Annotated in this window: 29 protein-coding genes; 12 read left to right on the top strand and 17 right to left on the bottom strand. The window is 59.9% G+C overall.

What is annotated here, in order from left to right; translation table 11 throughout:
- The first annotated feature begins 40 nt into the window (after positions 1-40).
- On the top strand, positions 41-217 hold the full coding sequence (locus tag ABDK75_RS16785) for a hypothetical protein (protein ID WP_346006376.1): 177 nt from the start codon (positions 41-43) through the stop codon (positions 215-217).
- Positions 218-220: 3 nt separating this feature from the next.
- Positions 221-3,361 carry an error-prone DNA polymerase gene (locus tag ABDK75_RS16780; protein WP_346006498.1) on the top strand — a complete coding sequence of 1,047 codons (3,141 nt, stop codon included), beginning with the start codon at positions 221-223 and terminating at the stop codon, positions 3,359-3,361.
- 350 nt (positions 3,362-3,711) lie between these two features.
- On the opposite strand, the gene ABDK75_RS16775 is transcribed toward ABDK75_RS16780, so the two are convergent.
- From ABDK75_RS16775 to ABDK75_RS16730, 10 genes are all read right to left on the bottom strand, one after another.
- Entirely contained in the window at positions 3,712-4,056 is a 345-nt protein-coding gene (locus ABDK75_RS16775; protein WP_346006497.1) for a hypothetical protein, read from the bottom strand.
- Complete coding sequence (locus ABDK75_RS16770; protein ID WP_062106717.1) at positions 4,053-4,463, bottom strand: type II toxin-antitoxin system VapC family toxin; 411 nt, start codon at positions 4,461-4,463, stop codon at positions 4,053-4,055. The genes ABDK75_RS16775 and ABDK75_RS16770 overlap by 4 nt, the downstream gene beginning before the upstream one ends.
- Positions 4,460-4,732 carry an AbrB/MazE/SpoVT family DNA-binding domain-containing protein gene (locus ABDK75_RS16765; protein WP_346006496.1) on the bottom strand — a complete coding sequence of 91 codons (273 nt, stop codon included), beginning with the start codon at positions 4,730-4,732 and terminating at the stop codon, positions 4,460-4,462. Before ABDK75_RS16765 ends, ABDK75_RS16770 begins: the two co-directional genes overlap by 4 nt.
- Positions 4,733-5,019: 287 nt before the next feature.
- Positions 5,020-5,259, bottom strand: coding sequence for a hypothetical protein (locus ABDK75_RS16760; RefSeq protein ID WP_062106721.1), 240 nt, complete (start codon positions 5,257-5,259; stop codon positions 5,020-5,022).
- Positions 5,260-5,287: 28 nt separating this feature from the next.
- Positions 5,288-5,689, bottom strand: coding sequence for a hypothetical protein (locus ABDK75_RS16755; RefSeq protein WP_062106723.1), 402 nt, complete (start codon positions 5,687-5,689; stop codon positions 5,288-5,290).
- Between the two features lie 107 nt (positions 5,690-5,796).
- Positions 5,797-6,624 carry a hypothetical protein gene (locus ABDK75_RS16750; RefSeq protein ID WP_346006495.1) on the bottom strand — a complete coding sequence of 276 codons (828 nt, stop codon included), beginning with the start codon at positions 6,622-6,624 and terminating at the stop codon, positions 5,797-5,799.
- Positions 6,625-6,878: 254 nt separating this feature from the next.
- Positions 6,879-8,237, bottom strand: a complete 1,359-nt coding sequence (locus ABDK75_RS16745) for an O-antigen ligase family protein (protein WP_346006494.1) — start codon at positions 8,235-8,237, stop codon at positions 6,879-6,881.
- Between the two features lie 4 nt (positions 8,238-8,241).
- A complete protein-coding gene (repC, locus tag ABDK75_RS16740; protein WP_346006493.1) occupies positions 8,242-9,606 on the bottom strand; it encodes a replication initiation protein RepC in 1,365 nt (454 codons plus the stop codon).
- A gap of 380 nt (positions 9,607-9,986) precedes the next feature.
- Complete coding sequence (locus ABDK75_RS16735; protein WP_346006492.1) at positions 9,987-10,703, bottom strand: transglycosylase SLT domain-containing protein; 717 nt, start codon at positions 10,701-10,703, stop codon at positions 9,987-9,989.
- The gene (locus ABDK75_RS16730) at positions 10,704-11,177 is read right to left on the bottom strand and encodes a hypothetical protein (protein WP_346006491.1); all 474 of its coding nucleotides are present in this window, start codon (positions 11,175-11,177) and stop codon (positions 10,704-10,706) included.
- 135 nt (positions 11,178-11,312) lie between these two features.
- Between ABDK75_RS16730 and ABDK75_RS16725 the strand changes: the two genes are divergently transcribed.
- Both ABDK75_RS16725 and ABDK75_RS16720 read left to right on the top strand, forming a co-directional pair.
- Positions 11,313-12,248: a DsbC family protein gene (locus ABDK75_RS16725; protein ID WP_346006490.1), complete on the top strand. Its 936-nt coding sequence runs from the start codon at positions 11,313-11,315 to the stop codon at positions 12,246-12,248.
- Positions 12,245-12,697 carry a hypothetical protein gene (locus tag ABDK75_RS16720; protein ID WP_346006489.1) on the top strand — a complete coding sequence of 151 codons (453 nt, stop codon included), beginning with the start codon at positions 12,245-12,247 and terminating at the stop codon, positions 12,695-12,697. The genes ABDK75_RS16725 and ABDK75_RS16720 overlap by 4 nt, the downstream gene beginning before the upstream one ends.
- Positions 12,698-12,716: 19 nt before the next feature.
- Here the strand turns inward: ABDK75_RS16720 and ABDK75_RS16715 are convergent, their stop codons facing one another.
- Genes ABDK75_RS16715 through ABDK75_RS16685 form a run of 7 tightly spaced genes read right to left on the bottom strand, consistent with a single transcriptional unit; the run spans position 12,717 to position 19,270 of the window.
- Complete coding sequence (locus ABDK75_RS16715; protein ID WP_062106735.1) at positions 12,717-13,025, bottom strand: hypothetical protein; 309 nt, start codon at positions 13,023-13,025, stop codon at positions 12,717-12,719.
- A complete protein-coding gene (locus ABDK75_RS16710; RefSeq protein ID WP_346006488.1) occupies positions 13,022-13,345 on the bottom strand; it encodes a hypothetical protein in 324 nt (107 codons plus the stop codon). The genes ABDK75_RS16715 and ABDK75_RS16710 overlap by 4 nt, the downstream gene beginning before the upstream one ends.
- 12 nt (positions 13,346-13,357) lie before the next feature.
- Positions 13,358-15,655: a DotA/TraY family protein gene (locus tag ABDK75_RS16705; RefSeq protein WP_346006487.1), complete on the bottom strand. Its 2,298-nt coding sequence runs from the start codon at positions 15,653-15,655 to the stop codon at positions 13,358-13,360.
- Positions 15,656-15,672: 17 nt separating this feature from the next.
- Complete coding sequence (locus tag ABDK75_RS16700) at positions 15,673-17,361, bottom strand: hypothetical protein (RefSeq protein ID WP_346006486.1); 1,689 nt, start codon at positions 17,359-17,361, stop codon at positions 15,673-15,675.
- Between the two features lie 21 nt (positions 17,362-17,382).
- Positions 17,383-18,558, bottom strand: coding sequence for a hypothetical protein (locus ABDK75_RS16695; protein WP_346004270.1), 1,176 nt, complete (start codon positions 18,556-18,558; stop codon positions 17,383-17,385).
- Positions 18,555-19,127, bottom strand: a complete 573-nt coding sequence (locus ABDK75_RS16690; RefSeq protein ID WP_346006485.1) for a hypothetical protein — start codon at positions 19,125-19,127, stop codon at positions 18,555-18,557. Before ABDK75_RS16690 ends, ABDK75_RS16695 begins: the two co-directional genes overlap by 4 nt.
- Positions 19,124-19,270 (bottom strand): hypothetical protein, encoded by a 147-nt coding sequence (locus ABDK75_RS16685; protein ID WP_317216121.1) that lies wholly within the window; start codon positions 19,268-19,270, stop codon positions 19,124-19,126. The genes ABDK75_RS16690 and ABDK75_RS16685 overlap by 4 nt, the downstream gene beginning before the upstream one ends.
- A 354-nt stretch (positions 19,271-19,624) precedes the next feature.
- On the opposite strand from ABDK75_RS16685, the gene ABDK75_RS16680 reads away from it, so the two are divergent.
- The 8 genes from ABDK75_RS16680 (at position 19,625) to ABDK75_RS16645 (ending at position 26,048) form a co-directional block, all read left to right on the top strand.
- On the top strand, positions 19,625-20,410 hold the full coding sequence (locus ABDK75_RS16680; protein WP_346006484.1) for a hypothetical protein: 786 nt from the start codon (positions 19,625-19,627) through the stop codon (positions 20,408-20,410).
- A complete protein-coding gene (locus ABDK75_RS16675; protein ID WP_346006483.1) occupies positions 20,403-21,050 on the top strand; it encodes a DotI/IcmL family type IV secretion protein in 648 nt (215 codons plus the stop codon). The genes ABDK75_RS16680 and ABDK75_RS16675 overlap by 8 nt, the downstream gene beginning before the upstream one ends.
- Positions 21,051-21,977 carry a DotH/IcmK family type IV secretion protein gene (locus ABDK75_RS16670; RefSeq protein WP_061929044.1) on the top strand — a complete coding sequence of 309 codons (927 nt, stop codon included), beginning with the start codon at positions 21,051-21,053 and terminating at the stop codon, positions 21,975-21,977. It abuts the gene before it with no gap.
- Positions 21,974-23,227 carry a DotG/IcmE/VirB10 family protein gene (locus ABDK75_RS16665; RefSeq protein ID WP_346006482.1) on the top strand — a complete coding sequence of 418 codons (1,254 nt, stop codon included), beginning with the start codon at positions 21,974-21,976 and terminating at the stop codon, positions 23,225-23,227. Before ABDK75_RS16670 ends, ABDK75_RS16665 begins: the two co-directional genes overlap by 4 nt.
- A 72-nt stretch (positions 23,228-23,299) precedes the next feature.
- Entirely contained in the window at positions 23,300-24,502 is a 1,203-nt protein-coding gene (locus ABDK75_RS16660) for a hypothetical protein (protein WP_346006481.1), read from the top strand.
- A gap of 1 nt (position 24,503) precedes the next feature.
- The gene (locus ABDK75_RS16655; RefSeq protein ID WP_346004263.1) at positions 24,504-25,049 is read left to right on the top strand and encodes a hypothetical protein; all 546 of its coding nucleotides are present in this window, start codon (positions 24,504-24,506) and stop codon (positions 25,047-25,049) included.
- Between the two features lie 53 nt (positions 25,050-25,102).
- Positions 25,103-25,504, top strand: a complete 402-nt coding sequence (locus ABDK75_RS16650) for a hypothetical protein (RefSeq protein ID WP_061929038.1) — start codon at positions 25,103-25,105, stop codon at positions 25,502-25,504.
- Between the two features lies 1 nt (position 25,505).
- Positions 25,506-26,048 (top strand): hypothetical protein, encoded by a 543-nt coding sequence (locus ABDK75_RS16645; RefSeq protein WP_061929036.1) that lies wholly within the window; start codon positions 25,506-25,508, stop codon positions 26,046-26,048.
- Positions 26,049-26,142: the final 94 nt, after the last annotated feature.

Genomic DNA, 26,142 nt, shown 5'->3' with positions numbered 1-26,142 from the left:
TCTGATTCCGGCCAGCACCTCGGACGTGGCCGAAGTCCTGATGCACGCGCTGTGTTACGACGGACGCAGGCGGACGCATGACGCCGCCGAGCTGATGGCGCGTCTCGTAGCCGAGCGTCTGGTCGCTTATCTCGAACGCTCCGGATTTGTCGTGATGCGCGCGCCCACCAGCAACGCGCCTGACAGCAGCCGGCACCCCCATCCCCACCGCCGCTAGGCCATGAGCGCGCCTTACGTCGAATTGCAGGTGACGTCCTCGTTTTCGTTCCTGCGCTCGGGCAGCCAGCCGGATGAGCTGATGTTCCAGGCGAAAGCCCTGGGCTATGACACGATCGGTCTGACCGACTGGAACACTGTAGCTGGAGCGATCCGCGCCCATCTGGCAGCGCGCGAGGCCGGTCTGCGCCTTTTGCCCGGATGCCGTCTGGCTTTGCGCGATGGCAGCGCGCTCCTGGCCTACCCCCGCAATCGTGCCGGCTGGGCGGGTCTGTGTCAGCTTCTGACGCTTGGTCATCACCGGGGCGAGCGGGACGTGTTTCTTCTGGGGTGGGAGGATCTCGTCGCAGCAGCACCAGACCTCCTCCTGATCCTGTTGCCGCCCGAGGATCTGGCGACACTCCCGGAGCACGTTCAGAGCCTGCTGGATCTGCCCGGACAAAGGGCAGCCGAAGAAGAGAGCCGGTTTCTCGCGCTGACGCTGCTACGGCAGCCCGGGGATCTGGCGCGTCTTCATGCGATTGTCGCCTTCTGCACATCGCGCGGTCTGGCCTGCGTGGCGACGGGAGATGTTCTTTACCACGATGCGCGCCGGCACGTTCTTCAGGACGTCGTCACGGCGATCCGAGAAGGCTGCACGGTCGATGCTCTCGGCCACCGCCGTCACGTCCACGCCGATCGCCATCTGAAAGCCCCGGAAGAGCAGGCACGCCTCTTCGCCGCTTTTCCGGACGCCGTGGCCAACACACGGCGAATTGCCGAGGCCTGCACGTTCAGTCTCGATAACCTGACCTATCAGTACCCGACCGAAACCGAGCGGGCGGGCGAAAGCGCGCAGGACACACTGACACGTCTGGTCCAGACCGCACTGCCCCGTCGTTACCCGGCCGGGGCGCCACCTGACGTCGAGACGCAGATTGCCCACGAGCTGAGGCTGATCGGCTCTCTGTCCTACGCACCGTACTTCCTGACCGTAAACACGATCGTGCGTCATGCCCGCTCGCTTGGGATTGTCTGTCAGGGACGGGGATCTGCCGCGAACTCGGCCGTCTGCTATGTTTTGGGCATCACGAGTATTGATCCGGTTCGCTCGGGCCTGCTGTTCGAGCGGTTTATCTCGGCCGAACGGCAGGAACCGCCCGACATCGACGTGGATTTCGAGAGTGACCGCCGCGAAGAAGTCATCCAGTGGATTTACCGGCACTATGGCCGCCACCGCGCGGCCCTGTGTGCCACCGTGCAGCGCTATCAACCCAAAGGGGCGTTGCGCGAGGTCGGCAAGGTGCTGGGCCTGCCGGAGGACCTGACCGGCCAGCTTTCCAAACATATTGCCTCGTCCCTGCCGGATCCGGATCTGTGCAAGACGCGCGCTGCCGACCTTGGCCTGAACCTGAAGGACAGACGCCTCAGCCTGACGTTTCATCTTGCCCGCCAGCTTCTCGGCTTCCCGCGTCAGCTTGGGACGCATCCGGGCGGATTTGTGCTGACCGAGGATCGCCTGGACGAACTCGTGCCTCTGATGCCGACGGCCATGGACGGACGGCAGATTATTGTCTGGGACAAGGACGACATTGACGTACTGCGTTTCATGAAGGTCGATGTCTTAGGGCTCGGAATGCTGGGCTGTCTGCGTCGCGGGTTCGAATTGCTGCACACCGTGTATCAGACCCGCATGGATCTCGCTTCGATCCCGGCCGAGGATCCGCAGACCTATCGCATGATCCAGAAAGCCGACACGCTCGGGACATTCCAGATCGAAAGCCGGGCGCAGATGTCCATGCTGCCGCGCATGAAGCCCCGGACCTTTTATGATCTGGTGATTCAAGTGGCGATTGTCCGGCCGGGGCCAATCCAGGGCGACATGGTCCATCCCTATCTCCGCAGACGAGAGAAATTGGAGCCTGTCACATACCCGTCCAAGACCCTGCGCGGGATCCTCGGGAAAACTTTGGGCGTGCCACTGTTCCAGGAGCAGGCAATGCAGGTGGCCATCCATTGTGCAGGCTTTACACCAGGCGAGGCGGACCAGCTCCGCCGTGCGATGGCGACGTTCAAATTGACGGGCGGGGTCTCGCCGTTCCGCGACAAGCTGGTGAACGGGATGCTGGCCAACGGCTATGAGCAGGAGTTTGCCGAGCAGACCTTCGCGCAGCTCGAAGGTTTTGGCAGCTATGGCTTTCCCGAAAGTCACGCCGCGTCGTTTGCCCTGATCGCCTATGCGTCCGCCTGGATGAAACATCACCACCCGGATGTGTTCTGTGCCGCCCTGCTGAACAGTCAGCCCATGGGGTTTTATGCGCCCTCGCAGATTGTTCAGGACGCACAACGCCATGGCGTCGAGGTCCGGCCTATCTGTATCAATGCCTCACGATGGGATTGCACCCTGGAACGTAGCGGTACGTCTTTACGTAAAGCCGTAAGGATGGGCTTTCGTATGGTGCGCGGGCTTGCAAACGGGCACGGTGCTGCCCTGATCGCCGCGAGGATGCCGGATTATGAGAGTATTGACGATGTGTGGCGGCGTGCGGATGTGCCGGTCTCGGCCCTGGAATGTCTGGCGGAAGCGGACGCCTTCCGGGTGTTTGGACAGATGCGCCGCGCCGCACTCTGGTCGATCAAGGGTCTCGCCGATACGGCCCTGCCGTTGTTTGAGGCGGCGGACCGGGGCCGGAACTTTCCGCTACCGGAAGTGATCGAGCCGGAGATTACCTTGCCACTGATGTCAGAGCGGGCGTCAGTGCATGAGGATTACCGGGCGACAGGACTTAGTCTGAACGGGCATCCCGTCGCGTTTCTCCGAGAGGGCTTACGAAAAGAGGGGATCGTGCGCTGTGGAGATTTGCCGTACCTGCGGGATGGGCGTCGGATCCAGCTCACGGGTCTTGTGCTGATGCGGCAGCGGCCAGGGACGGCGAACGGTACCATGTTCGTGACGATCGAGGACGAAACGGGCACAGCCAATCTGATTGTCTGGAAGGACGTGCAGGAGAAATATCGCCGTCCTCTTCTCGCGTCCCGTCTTCTGGCCTGCAAGGGCAGGCTTCAGAAGGAAGGCGATGTGATCCATGTTGTTGTGCTCAGTCTGGAAGACCGAACGCCATTGCTTCAGGGATCGGAGCTGCTGAAGGCACGGGACTTTCGGTAGGGGACAACACCGGATCGGCCGATTTTATTTTAAGAATGACGACATTGTTGTTGGTGTTGAACCTGTGGCGTTGTGGGCAGAGCCGCGCCTGTGGTCAGCCTGACGGGCTGTCCAGCAGGACGCGAGCGGCCGTAGAACGGCTGTCCATAAATCCACAGGCTTTATGATTAGGTTGATCTCCGACATCTATTGCGTCGGCCGCATCGTTCATCATCAGTTCCAGTCAAGCTGCGCACCGGCACCTGAATGGCTTATCGGCGTCCATGTAGCGATGATCGAGTCCAGCGCGCCAAAATAATAGGCGAGCGCGAACAAGTCTATGCCTAAGACACCTCTAATGAAAGCCTCTCTCATTGTCCCTTACCCGAAAAGCCTGCATAATCGGCTCCGTCCGCTATGTCTCGACATAGACCCAGAACTGCTTGGGATGCGTCCTCTACGTTCCGCGGCCCGTCTAACCACCCCGCTTGGTAATTTTCGGATACCAATGACCAGACCTGATATGCGACTTTTGGACTAACTTCGATCCCGATCTTTGCAAGTCCTTCGGCAACGACACGCGCGTCTGCAACCTCACCCACCGAAGCATTCTCAAACTCCTCAGACCCGACCGCATTTTCCTCTGCCTGTCTCGTGAGTCTTTTCAAGGCAGGAATCAAGGTTGGCGGCACCGAGGTCGCGTCCGTGTTCGTCATACCGTGTGCTCCAACCAGTTCTCGACCTTCAGCCCTCTGATGCGGCTGAACTCGCGAACATTGTTCGTTACCAAAGTGACTTTGAGAGTGTATGCGTGAGCCGCGATCAGCAGATCATTCATGCCGATTGTCTGTCCCGCTGCTTCAAGGTCTGCCCGGATGCCTCCATATTCGCCGTCAGCCGGTATATCGAGTGGTAAGACCGGTACAAAAGCCAGCACGCTTTCAACGCGGGCCAGGAGTTTCGAAGAGCCTTTCTTCGCACACCCATATCGCAGCTCCGCCGCTACAATAATGCTGGTACACAGATCGCCTGGATCAATCTGTTCGAGGCGCCGCGCAGCCAACCCAGAGGGATTGCGGACAAGATCGCTGATAATATTTGTATCAAGAAGATAAGCGCTCACAGGATATCTTCTGGTTTGGCAGCTACGTCAGGAACTTCGGGGAAGTCGTCGTCGGGTGCCAGAGGGGGCTCTTCTCGCCATGCGGCGAGGAGTTCGCTCAGCGAAGATGGAACTTTGACGGGCTCAATCACCAGTCTTTCCCCATCGCGTCGGATAAGCGCGCGGTCTCCCGGCAGTTCAAATTCGACAGGAATACGGACTGCCTGGCTGCGATTATTCCGGAAGAGTTTTACTTCCCTTGAGCGCGGGGGAATTTCTGGGACCGGCATGGCTGCCTCCTACTTGTATATGCCATATTGTATATGCCGTTTTCCTTTGAAGATCAAGAATTGAGAGCGGTAGGTCTCTCTCGATCCTGGCGAACGCAAAGGGCAGTGCAGAGAATTGCATCGAGCGATTTTGTTTAGAAAATAGGAGGGACTTTTGTTGGTGTTGAACCTGTGGACTTGTGGGCAGAGCCACGCCTGTGGTCAGCCGGAAGGGCTGTCTATCAGGACGCGAGCGGCCGTGAAACGGCTGTCCATAAATCCACAGGCTTTACCCTCTATGCCGGCCCTCAAACAGGGTAATTTCCGAAATCGCATGGGTCGAAGGAATCAGTCTGTTTTCTCTCCAGGTCCTCGGCAATCACTCTGGCCCGCTCAGCAAGGGCAAGCATATCCGGAAACCAGCACAAGTCTGCCTCTACCGCCTTGTGGATCGCATTCGTATCGTCGACGAAGCGCTCTAACGCCAAGATATACTGGGCCTTGAGTGATGCCTCATCGGGAGCCGTGAGGATCGCCTGATCAGTCATACCTCGTCCTCCAACCGGTTTTCGACATTCATTGGCGAGTTGCTGACGCTTCAAGCTCTACGACTGAGACCCGAGCGTTCGAGTAGGGTGTAGCGGACGGATCAGGATGCGTGATGATGTCTGAACCGGCAGCGGCAGCAAGTAATGTGCCAAAATATGGATCATTCTCTTCTGCGATCGAGAGCACCTCGTTCGCGCTGACGGGCGCGCCAAACTCTTTCCCGAGCTTGCTAAGGATATAATTGTCCAGCACCGCATGAATCATGAATGGCTGGTTCCGAAGAGACAGCAGAGCTAACAAATTCTCTGGCATATCGTCGTCAGGCTCAGCCTCCATGACGGCATCCACGTTATCAAGAAGAACGTGGAGCACCACACCATATACAGTGATCTCCAACGCACGCTGCGCCTCTGTCTCCGTATTATTCACGGCTGTATTCCCTGTTCGCTGCACGACATCAGTTAGACTTTGTGTTGGGAAACACGCGTTTCCCAACGTGCGCATCATCACCATGGATCACCACGGGCTTGAAATGCTTACTTCGCGTTGCCGGACAGCACTGCCTGATTGGCGGCGACAGCCTTCTGCGAGCTGATCGAGTTCAGATCGTCCGCCGTTGCACCCGCCTGAACCTTGGCCTTGCCTGTCTGAACCTGCTGCAACCCGGTCGTCGCTTCCTGCGCCATGTTATCCAGGCTGATCGCACCGGCTGCTTCCGCCGCCTTCGGCGCAACGGCCTTTTCGTAGATGATTGGTGCACCATCGGCCGTTGTGGTCGGGGCACCTGGAGCTGGTGCAGTAGCTTCCACAGGCGCGGACGTAACAGCCACCGGTGTGACGCTCACAGGCTGACCAGGCTGTGCTGTCACCTCTGCCTGTAGAGACAGTGCGGCTGGTGCCGCGATAACCGGCGTGATGTAAGCCGTGCGATTAATGATCAGATGATCGGGTCCGGTGGAATCCGTCGGATCCTTGTCATAGATGTCGACAAGCTTGTCATTACTGCCAAAACAGAACAGTACCGTATGGAGCTGCGGACGGGTTCCAGCCTTCACTGGTGCCCAGATCACCTGCGCCAGACCAAGTGTTGCCACGCTGGTGACAACTTCACCCGCCTTCATGGCCGCGCGGCCGCCAGCTGTCAGGCCGGTGGTGTAGATCTTGTAGATATCGCAGGAGCGACCGTTCTTCTGGATCGTGCCTTCCGCCTTACCGACCGTGCTGACGACGCCGAAACGGTCCGTGTTCTGGTTGAACTGACTGAGCAGCACTGGCTCAGGCGCGGGCATCCCGCTGCTGCAGGCCGCCAGAAGCAGAAGGGCAGAGCTGGAGAAAAGTGTTTTTGAAATGGCTTTCAGTGTCATGACGGACCTGTCGATAACGGTCCCCGCCTGACCGACAGGGACACAGTATGTTGCGTTACAAATCATATTAAACGATATCGTTTATCCGTCAATAGACGATATCTTTTATTTATGTTTGACAGGCGCAGCATGAGCCGTGTAGCGGAGGCGTATGGGAAGACCGCCACTCAACTTCAAAATGACCTCCGTTCGCCTGAGTCCTGAGGAGCGCGATCGTATTATCGCGCTTGTGGGCGACAGGGGTATGGCGCAGTTTATCCGGGAGGCCGTTGAGAAAGAGTTAAAGCGCCGCGAGCAGTCTCTCCGTCGTCAGGGCGATCCGCCTTCAGATCCCTGACGGCTTCCGCCAGCCCTGCCCCCAGAAGCAGAAAAGAAATCCCGCCAAGCGGCATGTTCAGGAAAGCGCTCTGCGACGACAGAGGCCACTCATGCAGGACAGCGGCCCCGAAGAGACCGACACGCCAGCCAATCTCCTCTGCGGAAAGCCCAACCTGCCTCCTGGCAGTTCGTCCCAGAACAAGCCACCAGCTTCCGATCATCGCAACAAACAGAGCGGCTCCTGGAAGCCCGCTGTTGGTGGCGGCTTCGAGCACATGACTATGGGTGTGCTGAACACACACAGACACCCCTCCTCCATCCGGTTGCAGATGGCTCGGACCGGGCCTCAGAAACGCTTCAGATCGACAATAATGCCGGAATGCATCGTCCCCTAATCCCATAACCGGGTGTGCTTCGATCATCACGGCCGCCCGGTTGTAGATCTGCCCATACGGAGAACTGGCGAAGTGGAGAAGCTGCGTCTGGGTCTTTGTCACCAGATGCCCGAAAGCCTCCGGAGACACGAACGCCAGCAGTCCAATGAGAGCCGGACTGGCGACCAGAAGTGCGAGCGAAGGACGCCGCAGTGACGGGAGCACCAGGGCACAGACGTCTGTGCCGAGAAGAAATGTCGCCAGAGACATCCGCTGGCCAGCCAGCACGAGCAAACCGAGAACCGGCAGAAGAGCCGCACCCGTCAGAAGCGCTTTTTGCCAGGACCGTCTCACCCGTTCCCCCAACAGCGCCCCAACAAACAGGGCAGCCGGCAGACCCAGCAGTGCAAAAGGCGCAGACACACGCGGCTTGTCGTAGGGGCCAGTGAGTGTCCCATCCCCAAAACGCGGATTGCCAAACAGGTTATGGCCCGTCACCGCCTGAAGCAGCATCTGCCCCCCGAGATACAGCACGCAGGCGATAACCAGACGGCGACACCATGTCCGGGTCCAAGATTCCTGCAACGTCCAGAACGCCAGAGCGAACGCCGCCAGCGGAAACCGGATGGCCAGCAGCGCCTGGGTGAGGCTGGCCGTCGCCTCGGCCGGAACTGGCATCTGCCGTGGCAGGGAGCAGAGAACCAGCCACCCCCACCAGACAAGGGTCGGCCAGACGAAGCCCTGCCGACACCAGGACCAATCGCGGGTCAAGGCGCTCCGAACCAGAAATCCGACCGCCAGCCCATCCAGACAGCCCTCGGCGATACCGCGCCAATGCACCAGAAACAGCGGCAGAAGCAGGGTGGCGAGTGCGCCGAGACGATCCAGCAGTCGCAGAAGAACGGGCTTTTCAAACATCATCCTGTCAGATCCAGCTCGCTCGCGTTTTCGGTCCCTGCACGCTTACTGCGGCCATTGAGACACCGGCCTCGGCGAGCATCCCCACTTCCCGGGTGCGATGGTCCCGCAATGCATACAGGCTGCGATCAAGGAACAGGGTGTTTCGTGCGCCCCGCTCGATCAGGGAGCGGAAATAGGCGTCCCGGAACCGGATGACAGCGCCCCGCTCCAGTCGTGACGCCATGACGATCACGGCGACGGCCGCCTGCAGTCTCCCTAGGACGACGCAGGCCTGGGACCAGGCATGACAGGACACACCCACCTGCCCCGACAGATACTCGGCCGCCTCGATCAACTGCTCGGCAGTCGGCCGACCGGAGGAACAGAGATCCCGCAGACTGCTGCAAATCTCGAGATAGAACGTCGCTGTCCCCTTGAATCCGCGCAGCGCTGTGCGGTCATACACGCTCGAACGGTCGGACCTGGAGCTTTGCCCTTCACACCGCATTTCTTCAATGCGAATGCCGCCATTGGCGGCTACGTGATCTACTTTTTTAGAGGATTGAATGTTTTTAGTATCTGTATAGTGGGCCCCGTTTTGAGGACCCATGGGCCTCATTTCTGCTGGATACGACGTTGAAAAAGCAGCGTTTTCCACAGGCGGATCATCCCGGCCGGTTCCAAGCTCGGCATACTGCCCGGCCAGAGCGGCAGAAAGGGCCAGCATCTCCCGGTACAACCCCTCCAGAGTGCCGGGCTGAGCCGTCCTCAGACGGCTGCGCATAATCCCCACTGCCTGCTCCATGATATTCTGAAGCCCGAGGTCCTCTGCCTGTGCCCGGACCGTGTCGTTCAGGCTGGCAATGCTGTCGCGCAGGAAGGACACGCGCTGACGCAGTCGCCGCTGTTCCGCGCTCAGGGCCAGCAGATCCGGCCAGCGATAGCGCAGGGACGCCAGATTGAAGCCAACCTGTGTCTGCCCCTCCTCCGCCTGCCACCGTCGGCCGCGCTGTCCGTTGCGTCCGTCCTGCGGCACCAGAAGCCGCGCTTCCGCCAGCTCCCGGATGTGTCGCTGCAGCGTACTGCGCGACAGTCCTGTCCAGGCCATGAGCGTGGTGTTGTGCGCGTAGATGAAGGGCGTCTCAAGCGCCGTCCAGGCGTCCGGAGAGGTCTTCTCCACCATGATGATCAGCGTCGAGGCCGCTCCCCGGCTGACGGGAAGTGCACCCCGCAGGGATTTCAGCATGTTCAGCATATCCCGCTTGCCGGGCTCGGCCGGGACGGGGGTGGTCAGTTCGTCGCGTGCGGCCAGCATGGCCTCACTGATCCGGCGTCGGCCGCGCCGCGTGCACGGGGCCTGCGCCCTCTGCGTCTGTGCAGAATGCTCCATTGATCGGTCCGGTCTGGGGGTGAAGGGACCACCTCACGGCCGGACACCAGACAAAACGCTCCCGTTCGCAATTTAGTGCTTGCGTTTCGAAAAGAGCTGACGCTAGATGATTTTAACGATTTTTCATCACCTAACGCGTGTTTTGCCTGGAGCCCTGGCTCTTCCGATCGCCAAATCGGAGGAGGCGGGGTTTTTGGTTTGTGGGCGCTACGTCATCGGGGGTCCTCTGGATCGACTCGCTGGCGCCGCCCACAGGGACGTCTCCAGACATCCGGGCATCGTGCCTCCGTTCGGGCGCTGGAACAACCTCGAAAGCGCTGTGACGGCGAAAAAACTGAGTAAAAACGGACGTTTAGTGTGTCCATTTTGGCGCGCTCTTTTCAACTCGTCACCGCCTCCGAAGCCCCGCTGCCCATGCGGCTGGCCACCGTCTGCTGGTACTGAGCCACCGTCCAGCCGCTCATATTGTTGGCTGCCAGAGCCTTGGCCGACACGAACTGGCTGAGAGGCGCGTTGGGATTCGAAGCCGTCGCAATGGCCGATCCGGCTTTGGTGCCGAACATGTACGCCCCATACACCTGTGTCCCTGTCGCAGGCGCCCCCGTTGCCCGACTCACCGTAGAGGCATAGTCGCTGATGATGGCGCTCGCGACTTTCGCCTGGGCGACGGGATCGGAGCGGTCTGCCGTACTCAGCCCAAGTCTCGAGGCATACTGGTTCCAGGTGCCGTCTGTGACCTGCCACACCCCCTGTGCGCTCGAGGACGTATTCCCGACATTCTGGAAATGGCTCTCGATCTGCCCGAACGCGGCCAGCGTGTCCGGATTAATCCCGGCCGCCTGCGCCGCAGCCACCGCGTCCGCCCCATAGGTCTGGGCCATCAGTGTTGCAGAGGCGTCCGCCGTACCCCATGCGCCCTGATACGAGGATGTGGCGGTGGGTCCGCCAGTCGTCGTAGAGGACGATGGCCGTGTGAAGACGGGCGATCCAGGTTCCGGATTGACTGGGACGATCTGCTCAGGAACCGCCCCGCGAGCCAGACTGACGGTGCCCGCAGTTGCGACTGCCAGGAGAAGTAAGGGGCGTGCGGCGTTCACTTACTTGGCCGGATAATCGAACAGGACCATGCCAGCCGCGTTCTCACCCGTGACAACGCAGTTTCGGGACGCACCGTCCACGAGCGGACGATAGGCCACGACATCGGCCTCCGGAATCCAGGCAAATGTCGTTCCCGAGCGCAGAACCTGCCGCCAGCCCTGAAAGACCGTGTCCGTCACCGCGGTCTGCGGAGCGGCTGTTCCAACATGGACCGCACCACGACGCGGCTCGGCAAAAAGCGGCTCGAAGTCGTGGGCGGGACTGCGACAGGTCACGGGAACCGGCGTGGCGTGCAGCGTCTGTGGCGCCTGGGTGACTGTCGGGGGCGGGCCCCAGTTGCGGGAACCGAGTTCCGACTGACGCTCCTGCGACAGCCTGTCCAGCTGCTCCGGCGTCAGATGCTGTGCTGTGGCCTGGGAGACCGGAAGAGCCGCGAGCGAAACACAGACGGCGAGCCAGAAGCGAAAGCGCATGGTGTAGAATCCTTTAGAAAGTACCTCCCCATAGTCTGACCAATCCGAATGTGAGTGCGAACACGACCCTGATTGACGCGCCCGGATCGCACTCACATGGGCGCCCGTCATGATGTCCGCAGGAGGATCAAACCCATGCGCTCTTTCATCCCGATGCTGATGCTCGGGCTCCCGGCTGTTGCTCTCGGAGCCTCGACCTGCCCTGCCGCGGAGCCAATCCGTGCTGCTGCTGGCCCGCCCCCTTCACGGCCGCTACCTGTTATGCCGGAGATGGGGCCAGCGCTGCCCGCCGCCGACATTGCAGCCTCACCCGCTTTGACCCGCCTTGCGAGCCAGGGCGCGCAACTCTATCGGCTGAAATCCGAGCACGGTCTTGAGGCGGTCTTTGCCCGGAGCGGGACGCAGTTCCGTGTCTTTTACCTGACGCCCGACCATCTGGCCGAAATCGGAGGGGTCATGTGGGATGCGACCGGTCATAATATCACGCGCGACCAGGTCTCATCGATCCCGGGTGCGATCCCGACCGTGCAATGGACTCCCTCTGGCTCCGGTCAGGGCTCAAGGCCGGGGGCGCCCTCAGCGACGTCTGCACCTCCTGCAGTGGATCCTGTTGAGCGCATGAAGGCGGTTGCCTTCGGGCTTGAGGGGCAGGACACGGCACCCCGCGTCTATATGTTCATTGATCCGCTCTGCCCGTTTTCGACCCGTGCCTACGCCGCCCTGAAGCCCGCTGTTGCTTCCGGACGGCTACAACTCGCGATCGTTCCGGTCTCGATCAACGATCATGAGAACAAGGGCGCCAGTACGCCGGCTGCGCAGCAGATGCTCTCTGCAAAGCAGCATGACATGGCGGCACTCTGGAACCAGATCGATGACCTTGGCCATGCTGTTCCAGGCCACACAACATCCGACACGGCGGGCGCCAGCCTGATGCTAAATCTCTCTGCCGCTCATGCGATCGGTCTGAGAGGAACGCCAACCTTCGTGTGGAAGGATCGCACCGGCACCCCGCATGTTGAGGCAGGACTGCCAGACGATCTCGATGCGTTTCTCGCGAGCCTTCACGCGTGAGCGGTCGTCCGACCGTGAAGCAGTGGGCCGGACGAGCCGCATTATGGCTCGTCTTTCCGTTTATCTTTGCGCTGAGGCCGGGTCTGCGTACGGCGCAGCAGGGTCTTCGGATCTTTCAGGACGTTCCTGTAATCCAGGCCGTGGATCAGACGACGGTCGAGGATCAGCCTCGCATGTTGCCGCAAATGGCTGCAATCCGTAAGCGAACCCGAACCCTGGGGCGACTGTATGGCACGCTCTGTCTGCTGGCGAGCCTCTGGTGGGTGATGATCCTCATGTGGAGCGGTGGTGCCGCTTTCAGCGCGTCCTGCGTGGAAGCGCTCGCCTGTGCGATTGTTCTGGGAAGCCAGTTTGTTATTCAGGGTTTCTCAAACTGGCAGGCCCGGACGGGACGCGCCGGAAAACTCTCGGAGTATCTTTCGGACGGGCGGCTGCTCTGGCCTCGGTGAGGCCAGTCTCCGGGACGTCTCAGAACGTTCCGGACTGGGCGGCTTTGCGGTCAATCGACCAGGCGGCCTTTTCATAATCAGGGCGATCACCCTGATCGACCGGATCATTAGGTTTGACAATGGTGCCGGCGCGGGTCGCCAGCGCAGGACGCCAGGTTACGGGCGCAGAGCCATAGGGTGCATAAGGATCGTAAAGCGGCTGCTTCACCGTCGGGGGTGGTGGCACATTGTAAGACGAGAGCGAACGGATGTTGCCGTGAGCGCAGGCTGACAGGCTACAGAGTAAAGCCATACCCGCAACACCTTGCCTCAACGTAATAACCGTCAAGACCTGTTACCCTTTGCCTTTAGCTCGGCTTCGAGTGCGACAACACGCGCTTCGGCCTTCTCGGCACGACCTCGCCACAGGTCGCGTGTCTCGCGCCCCCAAGTCTGCCACTCGTTTCGGTTCCTTTCCATTACATCCAGATCGTGATTGGCTACCCGGTGTTTTTCTGCGAGGGCGTCATAGCGCTGCACAAGGTCGTTATGAAGATCTACGACCTGATTATAGGCTGCCAGGGGAACCGACTTACCGGCAGCCTGTGCCATTCTTTCGGTAGCCTGCGTAATGCGGCAGAGCTGACCAAACTCCAGAATGTCTGCCATTATCCGTTTTCCTTAATCCTCGGCGCGGCCAGAGATCTGCATGAGAGCTCTGGTAGTAGAGTCTACTGGCTCTGCCGTGCCTTTGTCGACCTTATCCTGGGCATTTCCGATTGCACTCACATCCGACACAGTCTGTTGGGCAATATTTGCCACTTTATCTGTAGGAGCGGCGATCCCGCGGCCGGTTGACTTGTCATTAAAGTCATCGCTGTCCACACGACCGATACTCGTCATGCCCGCCATCGCAGGGATGTGGTGTGGCAGGGTTGAAATCAGCCTGAAGCACATGACGGCGATGCTCATCTCCATTGTGACGAACATGCAGAGCAGGACGATCAGCCCGATAAAATTATCCAGAAGCCAGCCACGCTCAAAGACGAACCCGGTGGCAATCGAGAACGCCTTCATGACCAGCCAGGAGATCGAGGCAAAGATCGTGTAACTGAGCACGAGACCCGCAATCATCATCACCGGGCGAAAGAGAATTGTGAACAGCACTTCATAGCCACGGTTTCCGCGGCCATGAAGGCCCTCTCCCTGAAAGACCAGATGGGCCAGCATCCACAGCGGAACGCCCACCACGGCTTCGACCACGACGATATACCATCCCGCGACACCCGCCATCCAGTATGCAAACGGGGTCATCGGGAGGACGTAAGCAAGCGTAATGCCGGGAGCAAGCAGGAAGAAAGCAGCCGCAAAGACAGGCGTGAGCAGGGCTTTGATCAAACCGCTCAGCGCGAAGCTGCCCGCGGAAGCAATGGCAGCCGGGACATCTCCGGTGGCAAGATTGGCTACTGTCGCGAGCCCCGTCCCTGTCTTGCTACTGAGTACCGCCGCGCCGCCAATAATCGCGAGCGCGGTGTGAATCAGAAGATGGCCAAGCCCGATCATTGCCCCCAGCGGGTCGGTCCAGTCGCTCCCGGATGTTGGCGACAGGAGATGATTGACGATCAGCGTCATGACCCCGTTCGTGATGCCGAGTGCCTGAAGAACACGGTCCAGAGCGGATTGCCCGGAACTGGGTAAAGCTGCGTTGTTAAAGAGCCTGGTCGCCCCGTTGGGCGCACTGGCGCTGTCCGACGTGGCTAGCTTCTGCTCTTCCGCAGCCTGATACTGTTCAATCGCGGTGATCGGACCCGCAAGGTCCCTGGAGAGGAATGACCCTAATCCCTGCCAGCTTGGCAGAGTCACCGACGGGACGATGGAGGACATGGACAGCACCTCTGCATTGAGGCGCGAAATCTCAAGGTAGTACGCCCCCAGCCCGCTCCAGCCGAGGTTTTTCATAGCCACATAGCCGGCATCAGTTGAGCCGTTACCATCTGAGGAATACTGCGCACGGATCTTGCTGATCATGGCCGTGGCCGCCTCACTCAGCGCCGAGGAATAGGACGTATTCTGTGCGGTCAGAACCGCATCCATGGAGCGAAGGGCCGTCACATCCCGCGTCTGCCAGATCGTATCCGCGAGAGACGACATGGGCGTGCGCACCGCGCTGATCAGATCCTGAAGCGCTTTGACCTGCCTGGTGCCAACATCTGTCAGATCAAGATTTGACCCGAGCATCTGCTGCTCAACCTGCTGCGGGATCGTGACCGAGATGCTGCCGCATGTTGCCGCAGCCGTCGCCTCGCCTACGGCAAGGCTGTAATCCACCGTCACTGGCGAACCATTGCCTGGGTTTGAAACCTTTGGTTCGGGCATAAGGTCAGGATTGTTTGAGGCTTTGTTGACCAGGGCGCGGCAGAGTTCGCTTTCCATCACCGCCATGACCACCTGCCTGGTCCCAGGAATGATCGGTTCTGCAAGCGGCAAAGCGTCCGGGCCGATCGATTTGGCCACAACATCCGTCAGGTTGCGGGCCATTCCGATCGCCGTCTTCGCACCCTGCACGACGAGCGCCTGCCCCACCGAGAAGCCAGCGTTTGCAGGGATCGGCACCATCAGCCCGAGTGCCACAACAACGCGCAGCGGCACCCACCCGGAGAAGCTAGCAGAGAAAATCTTTCCGCTTTCCGCTGTCTTATGAACCTGCAGGATGGAGGCATAGCTGATCCAGAACGCCGCAATCAGCATCGCATAAGCCGAAATATACTGCAGCATTGTGCCTGTGGCTGTCTCTGTACCTCCAGACATCGGGAAGAGACTGTCGAGCACGCGGGCGGACCAGTCATCGCCCGCGCTCAGGTTGCTCCAGCTCACGCTGTCTGCCGTTGTTCCGGCAGAGGCGGATCCCATAGTTACCGTGAGGGCAACGACTGTCATGGTGACCGCCCGGAAATGCCGGGACGCTCGAAGGAGCCGCATGAACTGGTGCATTTTCTTTAGACCTCAGGGCTCGGGCTGTTATCGCGACTTTGCTCCTGGCCCTGCTTTCGATCTTTGGTAAAAAAATCGTGGAAACGGTCCACCAGACGCTCCAGAGCCGCGCCAACTTCCTTCAGAAAGTCCTTTCCCGGCTCCTGGCCCGGAAGAGATTCCAGTTTCTTGCCAACGCTTGCGGCGGTTTCCTCTGCGCTCTGCACAGTGGGATCACTCAAAGCGTCCCGCTTGGAGGCTTCATCACCCAGAACCTCGACTTCCTTGCCCAGTCGCTGAGACGACTTGCGAAGTTTTTCCCAGGACTCTGCAAAGCCGGGCGTTTTCTCCAGGGACGCGGTGAGCTGCGCGCGAAGCGCCTTATGGCTCCCATCCTCGGTCATGCCCGCAATGACAGAACTTTCTGATTGTCCAGGCTCTGACGCGGCTTTGGTGAAGGCTTCAAAAAACTCTCGGCCGACACGCTTGAGTGCGCCGAGATCTTCCTCGACTTCACGGGCCGCCTCCTTGACCTTGCGCGTTCGGTTCTGGATCTGGCGGTCATCGCTCTTGCCCACCAGATCACTCATAAAGTCAGCCAGTCCACGACGATTGGTCGCCGTGGCGGTGGTTGGCGCAACTTTCGCCTCCGCCTGATTGGAAGTGCTCTCTGGCTTTAGCTTGCTCTCCGCCGCCGCCTGGTTTGCATCAGGCTTAGGCACTCCGGAGGTACGACCATCACTCTGAGTTGACCTTGCGGATGCCGGAGGTTCTTCGCTTTCCGCGCGTTCAGCATTTTTCTGATCATCATGATGTACGGTACGGTCTTCTTCTGCCGCGCTTTGTGACACTGCGTTTTCCACTTCCTCCGGTTGCTCAGAAGGCAGGTGAGCGCCGTGGAACTCCTCATCGTCCCGAAAGGGACCGGCCTCTTCTTCAAGAGACCGTAGATATCCTTCGTCCTCAAACGGGTCATTCGAGGGAAGGCCAGGCTCAAGGATCTCGTGCTGTGTCCGGGGCGCCTGCTGAGGCTCGTGGGAGGTGTGTTCACTTTCCGCGACAGGAGGCTCAGGCTCCGTCACGGTTGGTTGGGGCATGTCAGTAGAAGCCGGTTGTTGCACTTCCGAAGATGCTTCCCTCGCAGGCGCGGGCTGTGGCGTCGATGTCGCCGCGGCGGGGTCCGGCTGCTGTGCATCGGGTCGAGGTGACGGCTCTGGCTCGGTCTGTTGCGCGCGGGCAGGAGTGCCCGACAGGGCCATGGTGATGCGATAGTCCAGAACGGCAGCCAGCCGTGCCGCGGCAACGGAAGCCTGGTCTTCCGGAGACATTCCGGACATATCCAGCGCTGCTTTACGGAGATCACGGACAAGATCTCGATCTTCAAGCGAGCCAGCCTGCGCCAGCATGGCTTTGATTTCTTCGTTCTCCAACCCCGGCAGATCTGTGCCATGAGCTTTCAGGCCGGCCGCAAGAATGGGAGGGATCTGCGGATCTGCGCCGGTTCCACTAAAGGCCTTCCAGTCCTGGACAAGCCACGCCACCTGAACGGTGAACTTTGGATCGCTTTCCAGTCCCGGGTTTTCCCGCAGACGCGCGGTCAGGTCAGAGAGATCTTGTGCAAGCCCGCGCTCTGCTTCGGGGATGGTCGACTGCTGAGCATCAAGGGCCTGCAGGACGTAGCCTAACGGCCCTTGTTGAGTGAGAGTACCCGACATGGTCATTCCTATTCGAGATGTTCAGGGAAGCGTTGGGGTAGGAACCGGCAGAGGAGACACCGCCCGAAGCCGTTGTTCAGCAGACGTCGCGAGCCTGTTGGCTTCCATCAGCGCCCGGGTCTGGTCCAGTTTGAACTGCTGCCAGGCGATCCAGTTACGCTGCGCGTCCAGCAAAGCGATCTGGACAAGAACCGACTTGTCGGAGGGCATCGCCTGCAGGTCTGCCTGCCAGTCTGTACCACTGTATTTCCGGTTGATTTCCAGCTCGGTGGCTTCGCTTTCCGAGCCAACTGAGGTGTTGGTGTAACCCTCACGGACCGCCTCAGCTTTCTGGGCGGCACTCAGGGTCACGGTGTTCGCGTGCCACCCGATAATGTCGTCTCCGACGTGGTGGGCGAGCGAAATGGCAGCATTGTAGGCACGGCGGCCCGGGAGGGCAGACTGTCCGTCTACCGAGGTCAGAGCACTCCCTCTCAGCGCGGCGGGAGCAACGGGCTGGATCAGTGTCGTGACGTAGTCATTGGCACGGTCGATCGAGGCCTGATCCTGATATGCCGGTGGCGTTAACAGGCTGGTGGCGTCCTGATCTGCATTCTGCTGATCAGTGGAGGCAAGCGAGCAAATTCCAGCGTCCGCTTCTGCATCCGAGCAGTAAAGCGTAAAATGGCGGTTGTTGTTGGCCTGCGCGCCCTGCCCTGCACCTTCCCAGGACGGCGTTCCTTTCCCGGCCTGCGTGCGCTTGTCCTTGCCGCTATCGAGTGCAGTCGCGACGGCGGCGCCGTTTCGCGCCGCAACAACGGCAGCCTGACCGCCTTCAAGATTAAGGCAATCCTGCCGGTTGGTCGCATGGTTGTCGCGCTGCTGAGCCGCCCGGACGTCTCGGGCAAGTTCGGCCTGCACCATGTTGTTGGCGTCTGCGATCTGTTCCTGCGCCCCAACCTGCGCCTTCATGTAATTGCTCAGCTGGGTGAAGCCATCTCCAAGACTGCCATTGATGAGGCCAAGTGTACTGTTCAGGACTTTCTGGGCCGTCGTGATGACACTGTTCATCGCGCCCTGAAGCGTGCTGATCGCGCCCACAATCGCGGCTGAATCAAAGAAGGCATAAGCCGGCTTCGGGGCCGCGACGGTTGCAAGGGTGAGAACCAGAAGGCTGGCGCCTCCGAGGCGTCCGGCTCTTTCAAGAAGGCGCTTCATTGCGTCACCCGGGATATGCCAGTGCTCGAGCCAATCGCCTCAAAACTGTACCCGGACGGAAGCTGACTCTGACCAGAGACATCCCAGCTTTGGCTGCCGGTCGTATTCGTCCCGGCATTGATCAGGCTGTCGCCGCCGCCCCCAAAACTCAGGTTCGGGCAAAAGCTGCCTGCCCCGAGGCCAAGATTGAAGTTCGTATCCAGCCCCGTCACAGAGAGACCGCAATGGGCCGAACTCTGGAGACTGTCCCATTCTGAGGAGAGCTGGGAGCAGATCTTGCCCATCGCCGCCTCGGCAAGTGATGCGACATTCAGTTTACTCGTTACGACATCCAGTCCGACGCCGTTGAAGAAGTTTCCCAGGCAGGTGAATTTCGTCACGGACTTAGGCTGATGAATCGTTGCGTCGTCTGCCTTCAGGTCTGCAGCAAGCCCGGTCGCGCCTGCCTGAACGAGTGTCTGGCAGCCGGAGGAAGAGTCTTCAGCGAAAGCAGGTGTAACCAGACTGAAACCTAGCGCGGCGATTAGCGGGACTAAGGTGAGACGTGTGCTCTCTCGGCACGCGCTCATTGTGCCGCACCTGGAGGCGTTCCCGAAGGGCGACTGTCCTGTCCTGAGACAGGCTTTCCGAGAGGCCCTAGGATCTGCCTCGCGCCCTCTGCTGTCAGCCATCCGCCCTTGGGCTTTTCCTGCTCTCTCGTCTCACCAGACACCTTGACCCTCCAAAGCGGTTTCCATCCTGAGAGATAATAGAGGTGGGGGATGTGAGTGCGTGCCCGGTCTGTCGCGGTGGCAGGAACGGGTTGGCAACCGAAAAACGTCTTTGCGAGACATTCCGAAGCCGGAACGGGAAGCTACAAAAATCAGATCGTGAGCCATGCAAAAATGGAATGGGGGTATTCCCCAGACGCGGACGCGGCCATTTTCCGGACTCCGCTGCCTTCTCCACGCACTGTTGCAAAAATACACAGTTCCCCAAAAGCGACCCGTTGTTGGTAACATTTTGCGACGTGAGCGGTTAGGCTGTTTGACGATAGATTAACGCTTCGACGGATGTAAAGAATATCATGCAGGCAAGCATTGCAGAAATGGAGTTTCAAGGCGGGGTGGTTCCACCGTGGATCGGTTTGCCGTTCAACAAGTTCTTCCGTCCGGTCTGGATATTAAAAGAGTTAACAACAAGTAAAGAAATATCGTTAAAGCCGACGAAAACCAGGAGGCTATGGTCTCACGACGAGACGATGGAGCTGACGGTATCCTATCCGACGGACACCACGATCAAGGCCATTGCCGCGAAACTCGGGAGAAGTCCGCAGGCGGTTGCGAACAAGGCGAAGCGACTGGGATTGCGCCGTCCGCTGACGCTGAAGCGCCAACGTGCTGCGCAAGCTCGAAAAAATACCGACATCGTTAATGAGCGACACCACAGTCCTGCATCAGCAATACCGGGCGTCTTTCCTAAAACAGCGTCTGGAAGAGCCATCTGGAACACACAGTCCCTGCATCTGCTGGCTGATCTGTGGAAGAGGCTCTATTCGCCTGCCTTTATCGCTGAATACTTCGGACTGAAGTACAATACCGTGTGCATGGCCGCTAAAAGGGCGGGGCTTCCAAGTCGGGCCGGTTTCACGCTGTTACGTACTTCCCCAACCGAAAACCCTTTCGCTGTTGCCGAAAATGCAACACTCGCCAGCCAGATGATCGCCAGGACCTGTGGCATCACGAACACAGTTTTTTTTGTGCATCCCAAAAATCGCTGTAAGCAACACTATAGTGCGTTCGGTAGACGGCTGCTCGAGGCTCGCGCAAGAAACCTAGCGGACTACGAAATTGACATGCCCTACGATGCGTAACGCGTCCGCTGCCATCAGCCGAAGACTTCTTGATCCGGAGTTCCTTCAACGCATCATCAAGCGTGGACTCATTGCGTTTTCGGGCAGTCTGATCCTCAACGTCATTCTCGGACTGGCCCTCACCGTATTGGTGATGAAGACACCGCACGTCCGATACATTTATCATGACTCACTTGGGAAACCCCGGGAGCTGATCGTCACGGACCAACCGTATTTTTCTGACTCCGAGGTCATCAACTGGGCCGCGCGGAAAGTCACCAATCTCTATACGATGGATTTCGTGACCTACGCCAAGCATCTGGATGCGTCTGCGAAAGATTTCGACCTTCCCGCATGGAACGCCTGGGCTCAGTCCTTTTCCGGGCCGGGAAATATTGATTTCATCAAAGCCAAACGTGTCTTCCTGACCGCCACGCCGAAGAGTGCGCCATCGATACGATCCGAAGGAAAAACAAGAAACGGCGATTACGAGTGGCACGTCTCATTTCCAATGCTGCTCAAATGGGAGAATGCCTCCGGCTCGACCACCAACCTTCTGTCGGTGGATGTGACGATCAGGCGCACCAACAGCCCCGAGCATCCTGACGGGCTTGTCATCACAGAACTCAACGCGCCTCGCGCCGCCGATAACGGGGGCTGAATGAACATCACAGTTAGAGCGGTCATCGGGCTTCTGCTGCTAGCAGTTCCCGAAACGGTGGTCTGCGCACAGACCACGCGGGACAGCAACGGCGCACCTCGGGTCGATCCCATTTATGAAGGCTTGCCGCCGCCTCCCAGCGCGATGCAACACTTCTATGACCGGGTCGATCAGGGCCAGAAGAACCTGGACGCAGCAGAAGATCCTCACCGTCTGGCCACCCCTGTGTCGCGGTCTGTGCGTATTTCCCTCGCCCCGGGTGCTCAGACCAATATCATCAGGATAGCGCAGGACTATCCCGCGGCGATCACGTTTCTCGATGAGACGGGTCAGTCCTGGCCCATTGCCTGGGACATCGCCACCAACAAGAGCGGCGGGTGCGACGCCCATGGTCAGGGACAGAACTCCGCCGTGCGCAGTGTGGGGATCAATGCGTGTGTTCCGGAAGCCGGCTCGAACGTCCTGCAGCTGACCCCCGTCTCGCGTTATGCTCATGGCGGTGTTCTGGTCAATCTCAAGGGCGCACCAAAGCCGATCTCCTTCATGATCATCAGTGGAACGGGCGCCTACGACGCGGACCTGACGGTGCGGGTTGCCGCACGCGGTCCAAACGCGAAGGATGCGCCCAATTCCGAGCCCGACGCGCCAGCGACGGGTGATCGCAACCTCGAAGCCATGCTCGATGGCGCGGCACCGGCCGATGCCGTTCCGCTGCGTGTTTCCGGCGTCAGCCCGGACCGGATCCGAGCCTGGAAGCTCGGCGACAAGATGTACCTCCGCACGGATTACACGCCAATTTCTCCCGCCCCAAGCGCACATGAGACCGAGTACGGCATCGGAATTTACGAAATCCCCGAGACATCAAACGTGCTCCTGTCTTCAGGCGCCCGGATCGTCTCTGCGACACTATCGGAGGACGGCCCGTGAGCGAAGCTCATCCAGACCCGGCCGCATCTGCCAGCGGCCTTGCCACCAGTTTCAAGGCGTCTCGTCGCCCGGCCTTCGCGGCCGCAGGCCTTCTCGTTTTTGCCGCGGGGGGATGGTACATGATGAGCCACGGCTCGGCGCCAAAACCGAAGTCGGCGGCTTTGCAAACCCCAACTCTTGCGCCGCCAGCCGGCGGAAACAATCACTCCGACAAGCTCGACAACGCAACGCTCGAGAAAGAAAAGGCTGATGCCGACGCCGCAAAGGCCAGTGGACGATCTTTTGCAAGCGCGCTGACGACGAACAGGCCATTGGGGGACGATAAAGCCCCTCTGCTGGGTCGGATGCCTGGCACTGGTTCTGCAACAACTGCCGGCGTAACGCCCCCCGGGACGCCTCGGCCAGCGCCACCTCCGCCGCCTGCGGTGAATCAGTTCACGCGCGCTCCGGAAGGCACAAAGACTGCCTCCGACCGGTCCGCGAGCCGGGAGCGGCGGCCAGGAGAACTCTCCGAGGCACAGGAGGTCGAGCTGTTGGCTGCGTGGAGCGGCAGGCCCGCTTCACTGGACATGGAACTTCCAGCAGAAACCGCGGCGGCAGGTGGCCACAGGCAGGAGGGCACGTCTTTCACGCAGGAGCCCCAGGCGGCCTCCTCAGGTGGAACCGGGTCACAGCAAAATGTGGCGACCGTGAAATCGGCCACCCACAGGCTCCTTGCTGCAGGAAGGGGCGTTTATGGCCATTCTCTTCTTGGTATCAACAGCGACTATCCCGGTACTCCGGTTCTCGTCGAAATTGATTCAGGACCACTCGCTCATGACAGGCTGTCGGGGTCCTTTGAGCGTAAGGACGAACGTCTGGTCATCAAGTTCGATAAACTCATGATCGGTGACAGCGATCCTCTGCCGGTTTCAGCCTATGCCGTCGCACCCGACACCATGGAAACCGGGCTTGCCTCGGAAGTTCACGAACATCTCCCGACGCGTATCTTTCTTCCGGCCGCGGCGGCTTTTGTCGAAGGTCTCGGCAACGCGATGCAGAACTCAAACACAAACAGTGTGACCAGCGGGCTGGGCGTGAGTTCGTTCACGCACCTGACCTTACCCCAACAGCTTGGTGTTGCTGCCGGACGGGCTGGACAGGAAATGGGCCAGATCCTGCAAAAGCAAACCCCTCAGAACCCTACAGTCCTTCTTCATAAGGATGATCCTATCGGGGTGATTTTCACGGAGCCGGTGGACGCCCCCTGACTGCACTCACAACGGCCTTTGGCATCCTGCAAGGACGACACAGGAGGGACCATCAGCATGCGAGGAAACGCAATGCGCCGTGAGGACACAGGAGAGGTCGTGGAGATGCTGCGACCGCAGAAGCGCTCCACGGACCGGACCGGCACACAGGCCGGGGACGGCCCGATGCCACAGGAGGCAGAGCTGTCAGACAACCGGGCAGATGCGCCGGAGGAAACGACAGCGGGCCGCCGCAAGCCTCTGCATGCGCAGGATGGCAAGGAAGATCGTGCCCCGCGCGCGCCACGAAGCAGACTTCTGGTCGGTACCGCTCTGGCGGTGCTAGGGGTTGGAGGTCTGCTTGGCGGTGCTGTGGCGGTCGGTGCACATTTTGGCGTGCCGATCCCGTTTGTAAATGACAGACCACGCGCATCGATCACCACCACACCAGCGGTCCCATCGGCTCAAAAATCGGCCTTTACGTTGGCACCACCAGCGCTTGGCACGCCGGACGTCCCGGAAAAGCGGGTCCAGCAACCCTCTGTCGCTCAGAACGACGACCCGTTCGGCGGCGAGGGAATGACAGCCCCGGTTGATCCCCCAGCCACCACAAAGCCGACTGAGATCAAAGTAGCTCCAGTCATTCCCGTGCCGCCCGCCGTCGCGGATGGAGCGCCAAACGCCTCTGCGGTGACACCGAGCCAGCCGGTCTCCGCGCCTCAGGCTCAGTCCGCTGTGTCTGCCGCTCCGGCTGCGGCCCCCGCGCCCTCCTTCGCATCCCCTGCATCTCCTTCACCGGACGCAGCCCTCGAGCTGGAAATGGCCAAACAGCTGAAAGCGCTGGATGATCATGTGGCGGCCTTGCAGAAAAACGTCGACGCCATGCAGGACAATGTGACGGCGACGCTGAACCGCGGTCTAGGCGAGTTCAAGGGACGCCTTGACGAGCTTCAGCATCACGAAGACCAGACAGATCGCGCGCTCCAGGCAAGCCAGTCCGCTCTGGCCCATCCGGCTCGTGAACACAGCAGCGCTGTGCCAGTTGCGCCGCGGGCCGTAAGTGCTGCGCAGCCTCACCCGTCAGCGGAACCAACTGCTCCGAAAGCCGCACCTGTACATCTGCCCCAGTTCACGGTGCAGGCGGGAGCGCCAGGAATTGCCATTCTTCAGGACGAACAGGGCAATGCCAGCCGCGTCGAAGCGGGCTCCGTGATCCCCGGATGGGGGCCGGTCATCACGATTACCTCTTCGGGGTCGAGATGGGTCGTTCGCACCCCAAAAGGTCTGATTCACTAAGATGGAAGGGCTTTTCGACTTCGCTCAGGATCTTGGTGCCGCACTGTCCTGGCTGCTTCCGTTCCTTTGCTACGTCGGCGGAGGCTGCTTTCTCCTGAGCGGCGTCATGGGCATCTTTCAGCGGTCATCCATCAGTAACGGGCTGCTCTCCAAGGGCGTGGTTCCGGAGATGATGATCCTTGTTGGTGCGACTTTCCTGTCGTTTCCCGAGTTTCTCAATATGGGAAACCGCACCCTTGGCTTTGAGGGTAATGCCGGCATCGGTGCATCATCGAAAGTCAGCTTTTCCTCGGACGCCCTGATGACAGCGGCACAAGGTGGCCCGCTGGCCGCCCTGACAGCCATCCTCAATGTCTTTCACGTCTACTTCGCAGCCTACGGCGCACTGATCGTCTATTTCGCGATCGTGCGCCAGATGGGCCGGGCGAAAGGCGCGAACAACAGTTCCACCGGCCTCAACATGGTCATGGGAATAGCGGGATTCCTCGTGATGAACGCAGACGTCCTTGGTCCTGCACTCCTCAAAGAACTGAAGCTTGTGCAGTGACCCTACACCCCCACCCCATAGTCGACGCCCCGAGCGTCTATTCCGGAGTCATTATGACACAGACCTCCCGCACACACCTGAAGCGCTCCCTGATGGTCGCGGCCCCTGCGCTTTCCGCATTGTCGTCTCTTGCTCTCGCCTCCGCAGCACATGCTCAGGCCATTGACGACATCACGCGGGACGCGACCCAAAAGGGGATGAACGCCTTTGGTATGGCGCTTAACGCCTTCTGCTTTATTGGTGGTGGCCTTCTGCTCGCCATGGCCATCTTCGGCTGGTGGCAGCATCAGCGCAATCCGAACGCCGGATCAAAGCCTGGCATGATCATCGCTGGCTTCATTTGCGGCGGCGTTCTGCTGGCCTTCCCGTTCCTTGCCAAGACCGCGTCCTTTACGATGTTTGGTACCGCGCCGAGCGTCACTGGCGAACAGCAGCAGATGAAGTTCGACAAGTAAGATGCCGTCGTCGCGCCCATTGGCTTCGGCCGCCCCTGAAAGGTTGACGGTTGAAGATCTGACAGCACCGATGAGCGGGCATTGCACCTGCTGCGAGCACATGCTCGCAGCAGTTACCGTGTCAGGCAGACCCCTCTGTCTGACCTGTGCGCCAGCATTCGCGCTCGATGAGCCCGGTATAGACGATGTCGCGACGCTGATCTGGCTCCCGCATCTGGATCAGGGCGCTCTGGGGCGTTGTGTCACAGCACTTCATGTGGCCGCGAAAACAGCGGGACACACCGTTTACGATCAGGGGCTTTCAGGCGAGGCGCTGAGCGCAAAGCGCGCCTTCGAGGCTCTTCTGTCCTGCCGCCTCGGGGCATTGGAGAAGATCGGGACGGACCGCCCGTCTTTGTACCGATCCGCTCTGAAAAGCCTCTCCCGTAACCCTTTCCCGGAAGCTCACGAAACCGGGCTTCGGATCCTCATGCGGGGAACGTGGTTTCCAGACAATCCGCGCCGCTATCTTGACGCGGCTCAAGAATGGGCAGTGTCACGCTGATGCTACGTAAAAAACCAGCGCACTCAGAGGGGCAGGAAGCACCGCGTCCCGCGCGATCCAGAGCCTCCCTCTTCGATGGGGTCCTCCGGACGAT

The sequence above is a fragment of the Gluconobacter sp. OJA genome, from assembly GCF_039638325.1.
Classification (GTDB): domain Bacteria; phylum Pseudomonadota; class Alphaproteobacteria; order Acetobacterales; family Acetobacteraceae; genus Gluconobacter; species Gluconobacter cerinus.
The sequence above is the reverse complement of the archived record's forward strand: the minus strand, read 5'-3'. Positions and strand labels throughout refer to the sequence as shown.

Coding starts and splice junctions, on each gene's coding strand:
- ABDK75_RS16785 (WP_346006376.1), top strand. CDS start 41: ATGCACGCGCTGTGTTACGACGGACGCAGGCGGACGCATGACGCCGCC.
- ABDK75_RS16780 (WP_346006498.1), top strand. CDS start 221: ATGAGCGCGCCTTACGTCGAATTGCAGGTGACGTCCTCGTTTTCGTTC.
- ABDK75_RS16775 (WP_346006497.1), bottom strand. CDS start 4,056: ATGACGAACACGGACGCGACCTCGGTGCCGCCAACCTTGATTCCTGCC.
- ABDK75_RS16765 (WP_346006496.1), bottom strand. CDS start 4,732: ATGCCGGTCCCAGAAATTCCCCCGCGCTCAAGGGAAGTAAAACTCTTC.
- ABDK75_RS16760 (WP_062106721.1), bottom strand. CDS start 5,259: ATGACTGATCAGGCGATCCTCACGGCTCCCGATGAGGCATCACTCAAG.
- ABDK75_RS16750 (WP_346006495.1), bottom strand. CDS start 6,624: ATGACACTGAAAGCCATTTCAAAAACACTTTTCTCCAGCTCTGCCCTT.
- ABDK75_RS16745 (WP_346006494.1), bottom strand. CDS start 8,237: ATGATGTTTGAAAAGCCCGTTCTTCTGCGACTGCTGGATCGTCTCGGC.
- repC (WP_346006493.1), bottom strand. CDS start 9,606: ATGGAGCATTCTGCACAGACGCAGAGGGCGCAGGCCCCGTGCACGCGG.
- ABDK75_RS16730 (WP_346006491.1), bottom strand. CDS start 11,177: ATGCGCTTTCGCTTCTGGCTCGCCGTCTGTGTTTCGCTCGCGGCTCTT.
- ABDK75_RS16725 (WP_346006490.1), top strand. CDS start 11,313: ATGCGCTCTTTCATCCCGATGCTGATGCTCGGGCTCCCGGCTGTTGCT.
- ABDK75_RS16710 (WP_346006488.1), bottom strand. CDS start 13,345: ATGGCAGACATTCTGGAGTTTGGTCAGCTCTGCCGCATTACGCAGGCT.
- ABDK75_RS16705 (WP_346006487.1), bottom strand. CDS start 15,655: ATGCGGCTCCTTCGAGCGTCCCGGCATTTCCGGGCGGTCACCATGACA.
- ABDK75_RS16700 (WP_346006486.1), bottom strand. CDS start 17,361: ATGTCGGGTACTCTCACTCAACAAGGGCCGTTAGGCTACGTCCTGCAG.
- ABDK75_RS16695 (WP_346004270.1), bottom strand. CDS start 18,558: ATGAAGCGCCTTCTTGAAAGAGCCGGACGCCTCGGAGGCGCCAGCCTT.
- ABDK75_RS16690 (WP_346006485.1), bottom strand. CDS start 19,127: ATGAGCGCGTGCCGAGAGAGCACACGTCTCACCTTAGTCCCGCTAATC.
- ABDK75_RS16680 (WP_346006484.1), top strand. CDS start 19,625: ATGCAGGCAAGCATTGCAGAAATGGAGTTTCAAGGCGGGGTGGTTCCA.
- ABDK75_RS16675 (WP_346006483.1), top strand. CDS start 20,403: ATGCGTAACGCGTCCGCTGCCATCAGCCGAAGACTTCTTGATCCGGAG.
- ABDK75_RS16670 (WP_061929044.1), top strand. CDS start 21,051: ATGAACATCACAGTTAGAGCGGTCATCGGGCTTCTGCTGCTAGCAGTT.
- ABDK75_RS16660 (WP_346006481.1), top strand. CDS start 23,300: ATGCGCCGTGAGGACACAGGAGAGGTCGTGGAGATGCTGCGACCGCAG.
- ABDK75_RS16655 (WP_346004263.1), top strand. CDS start 24,504: ATGGAAGGGCTTTTCGACTTCGCTCAGGATCTTGGTGCCGCACTGTCC.
- ABDK75_RS16650 (WP_061929038.1), top strand. CDS start 25,103: ATGACACAGACCTCCCGCACACACCTGAAGCGCTCCCTGATGGTCGCG.
- ABDK75_RS16645 (WP_061929036.1), top strand. CDS start 25,506: ATGCCGTCGTCGCGCCCATTGGCTTCGGCCGCCCCTGAAAGGTTGACG.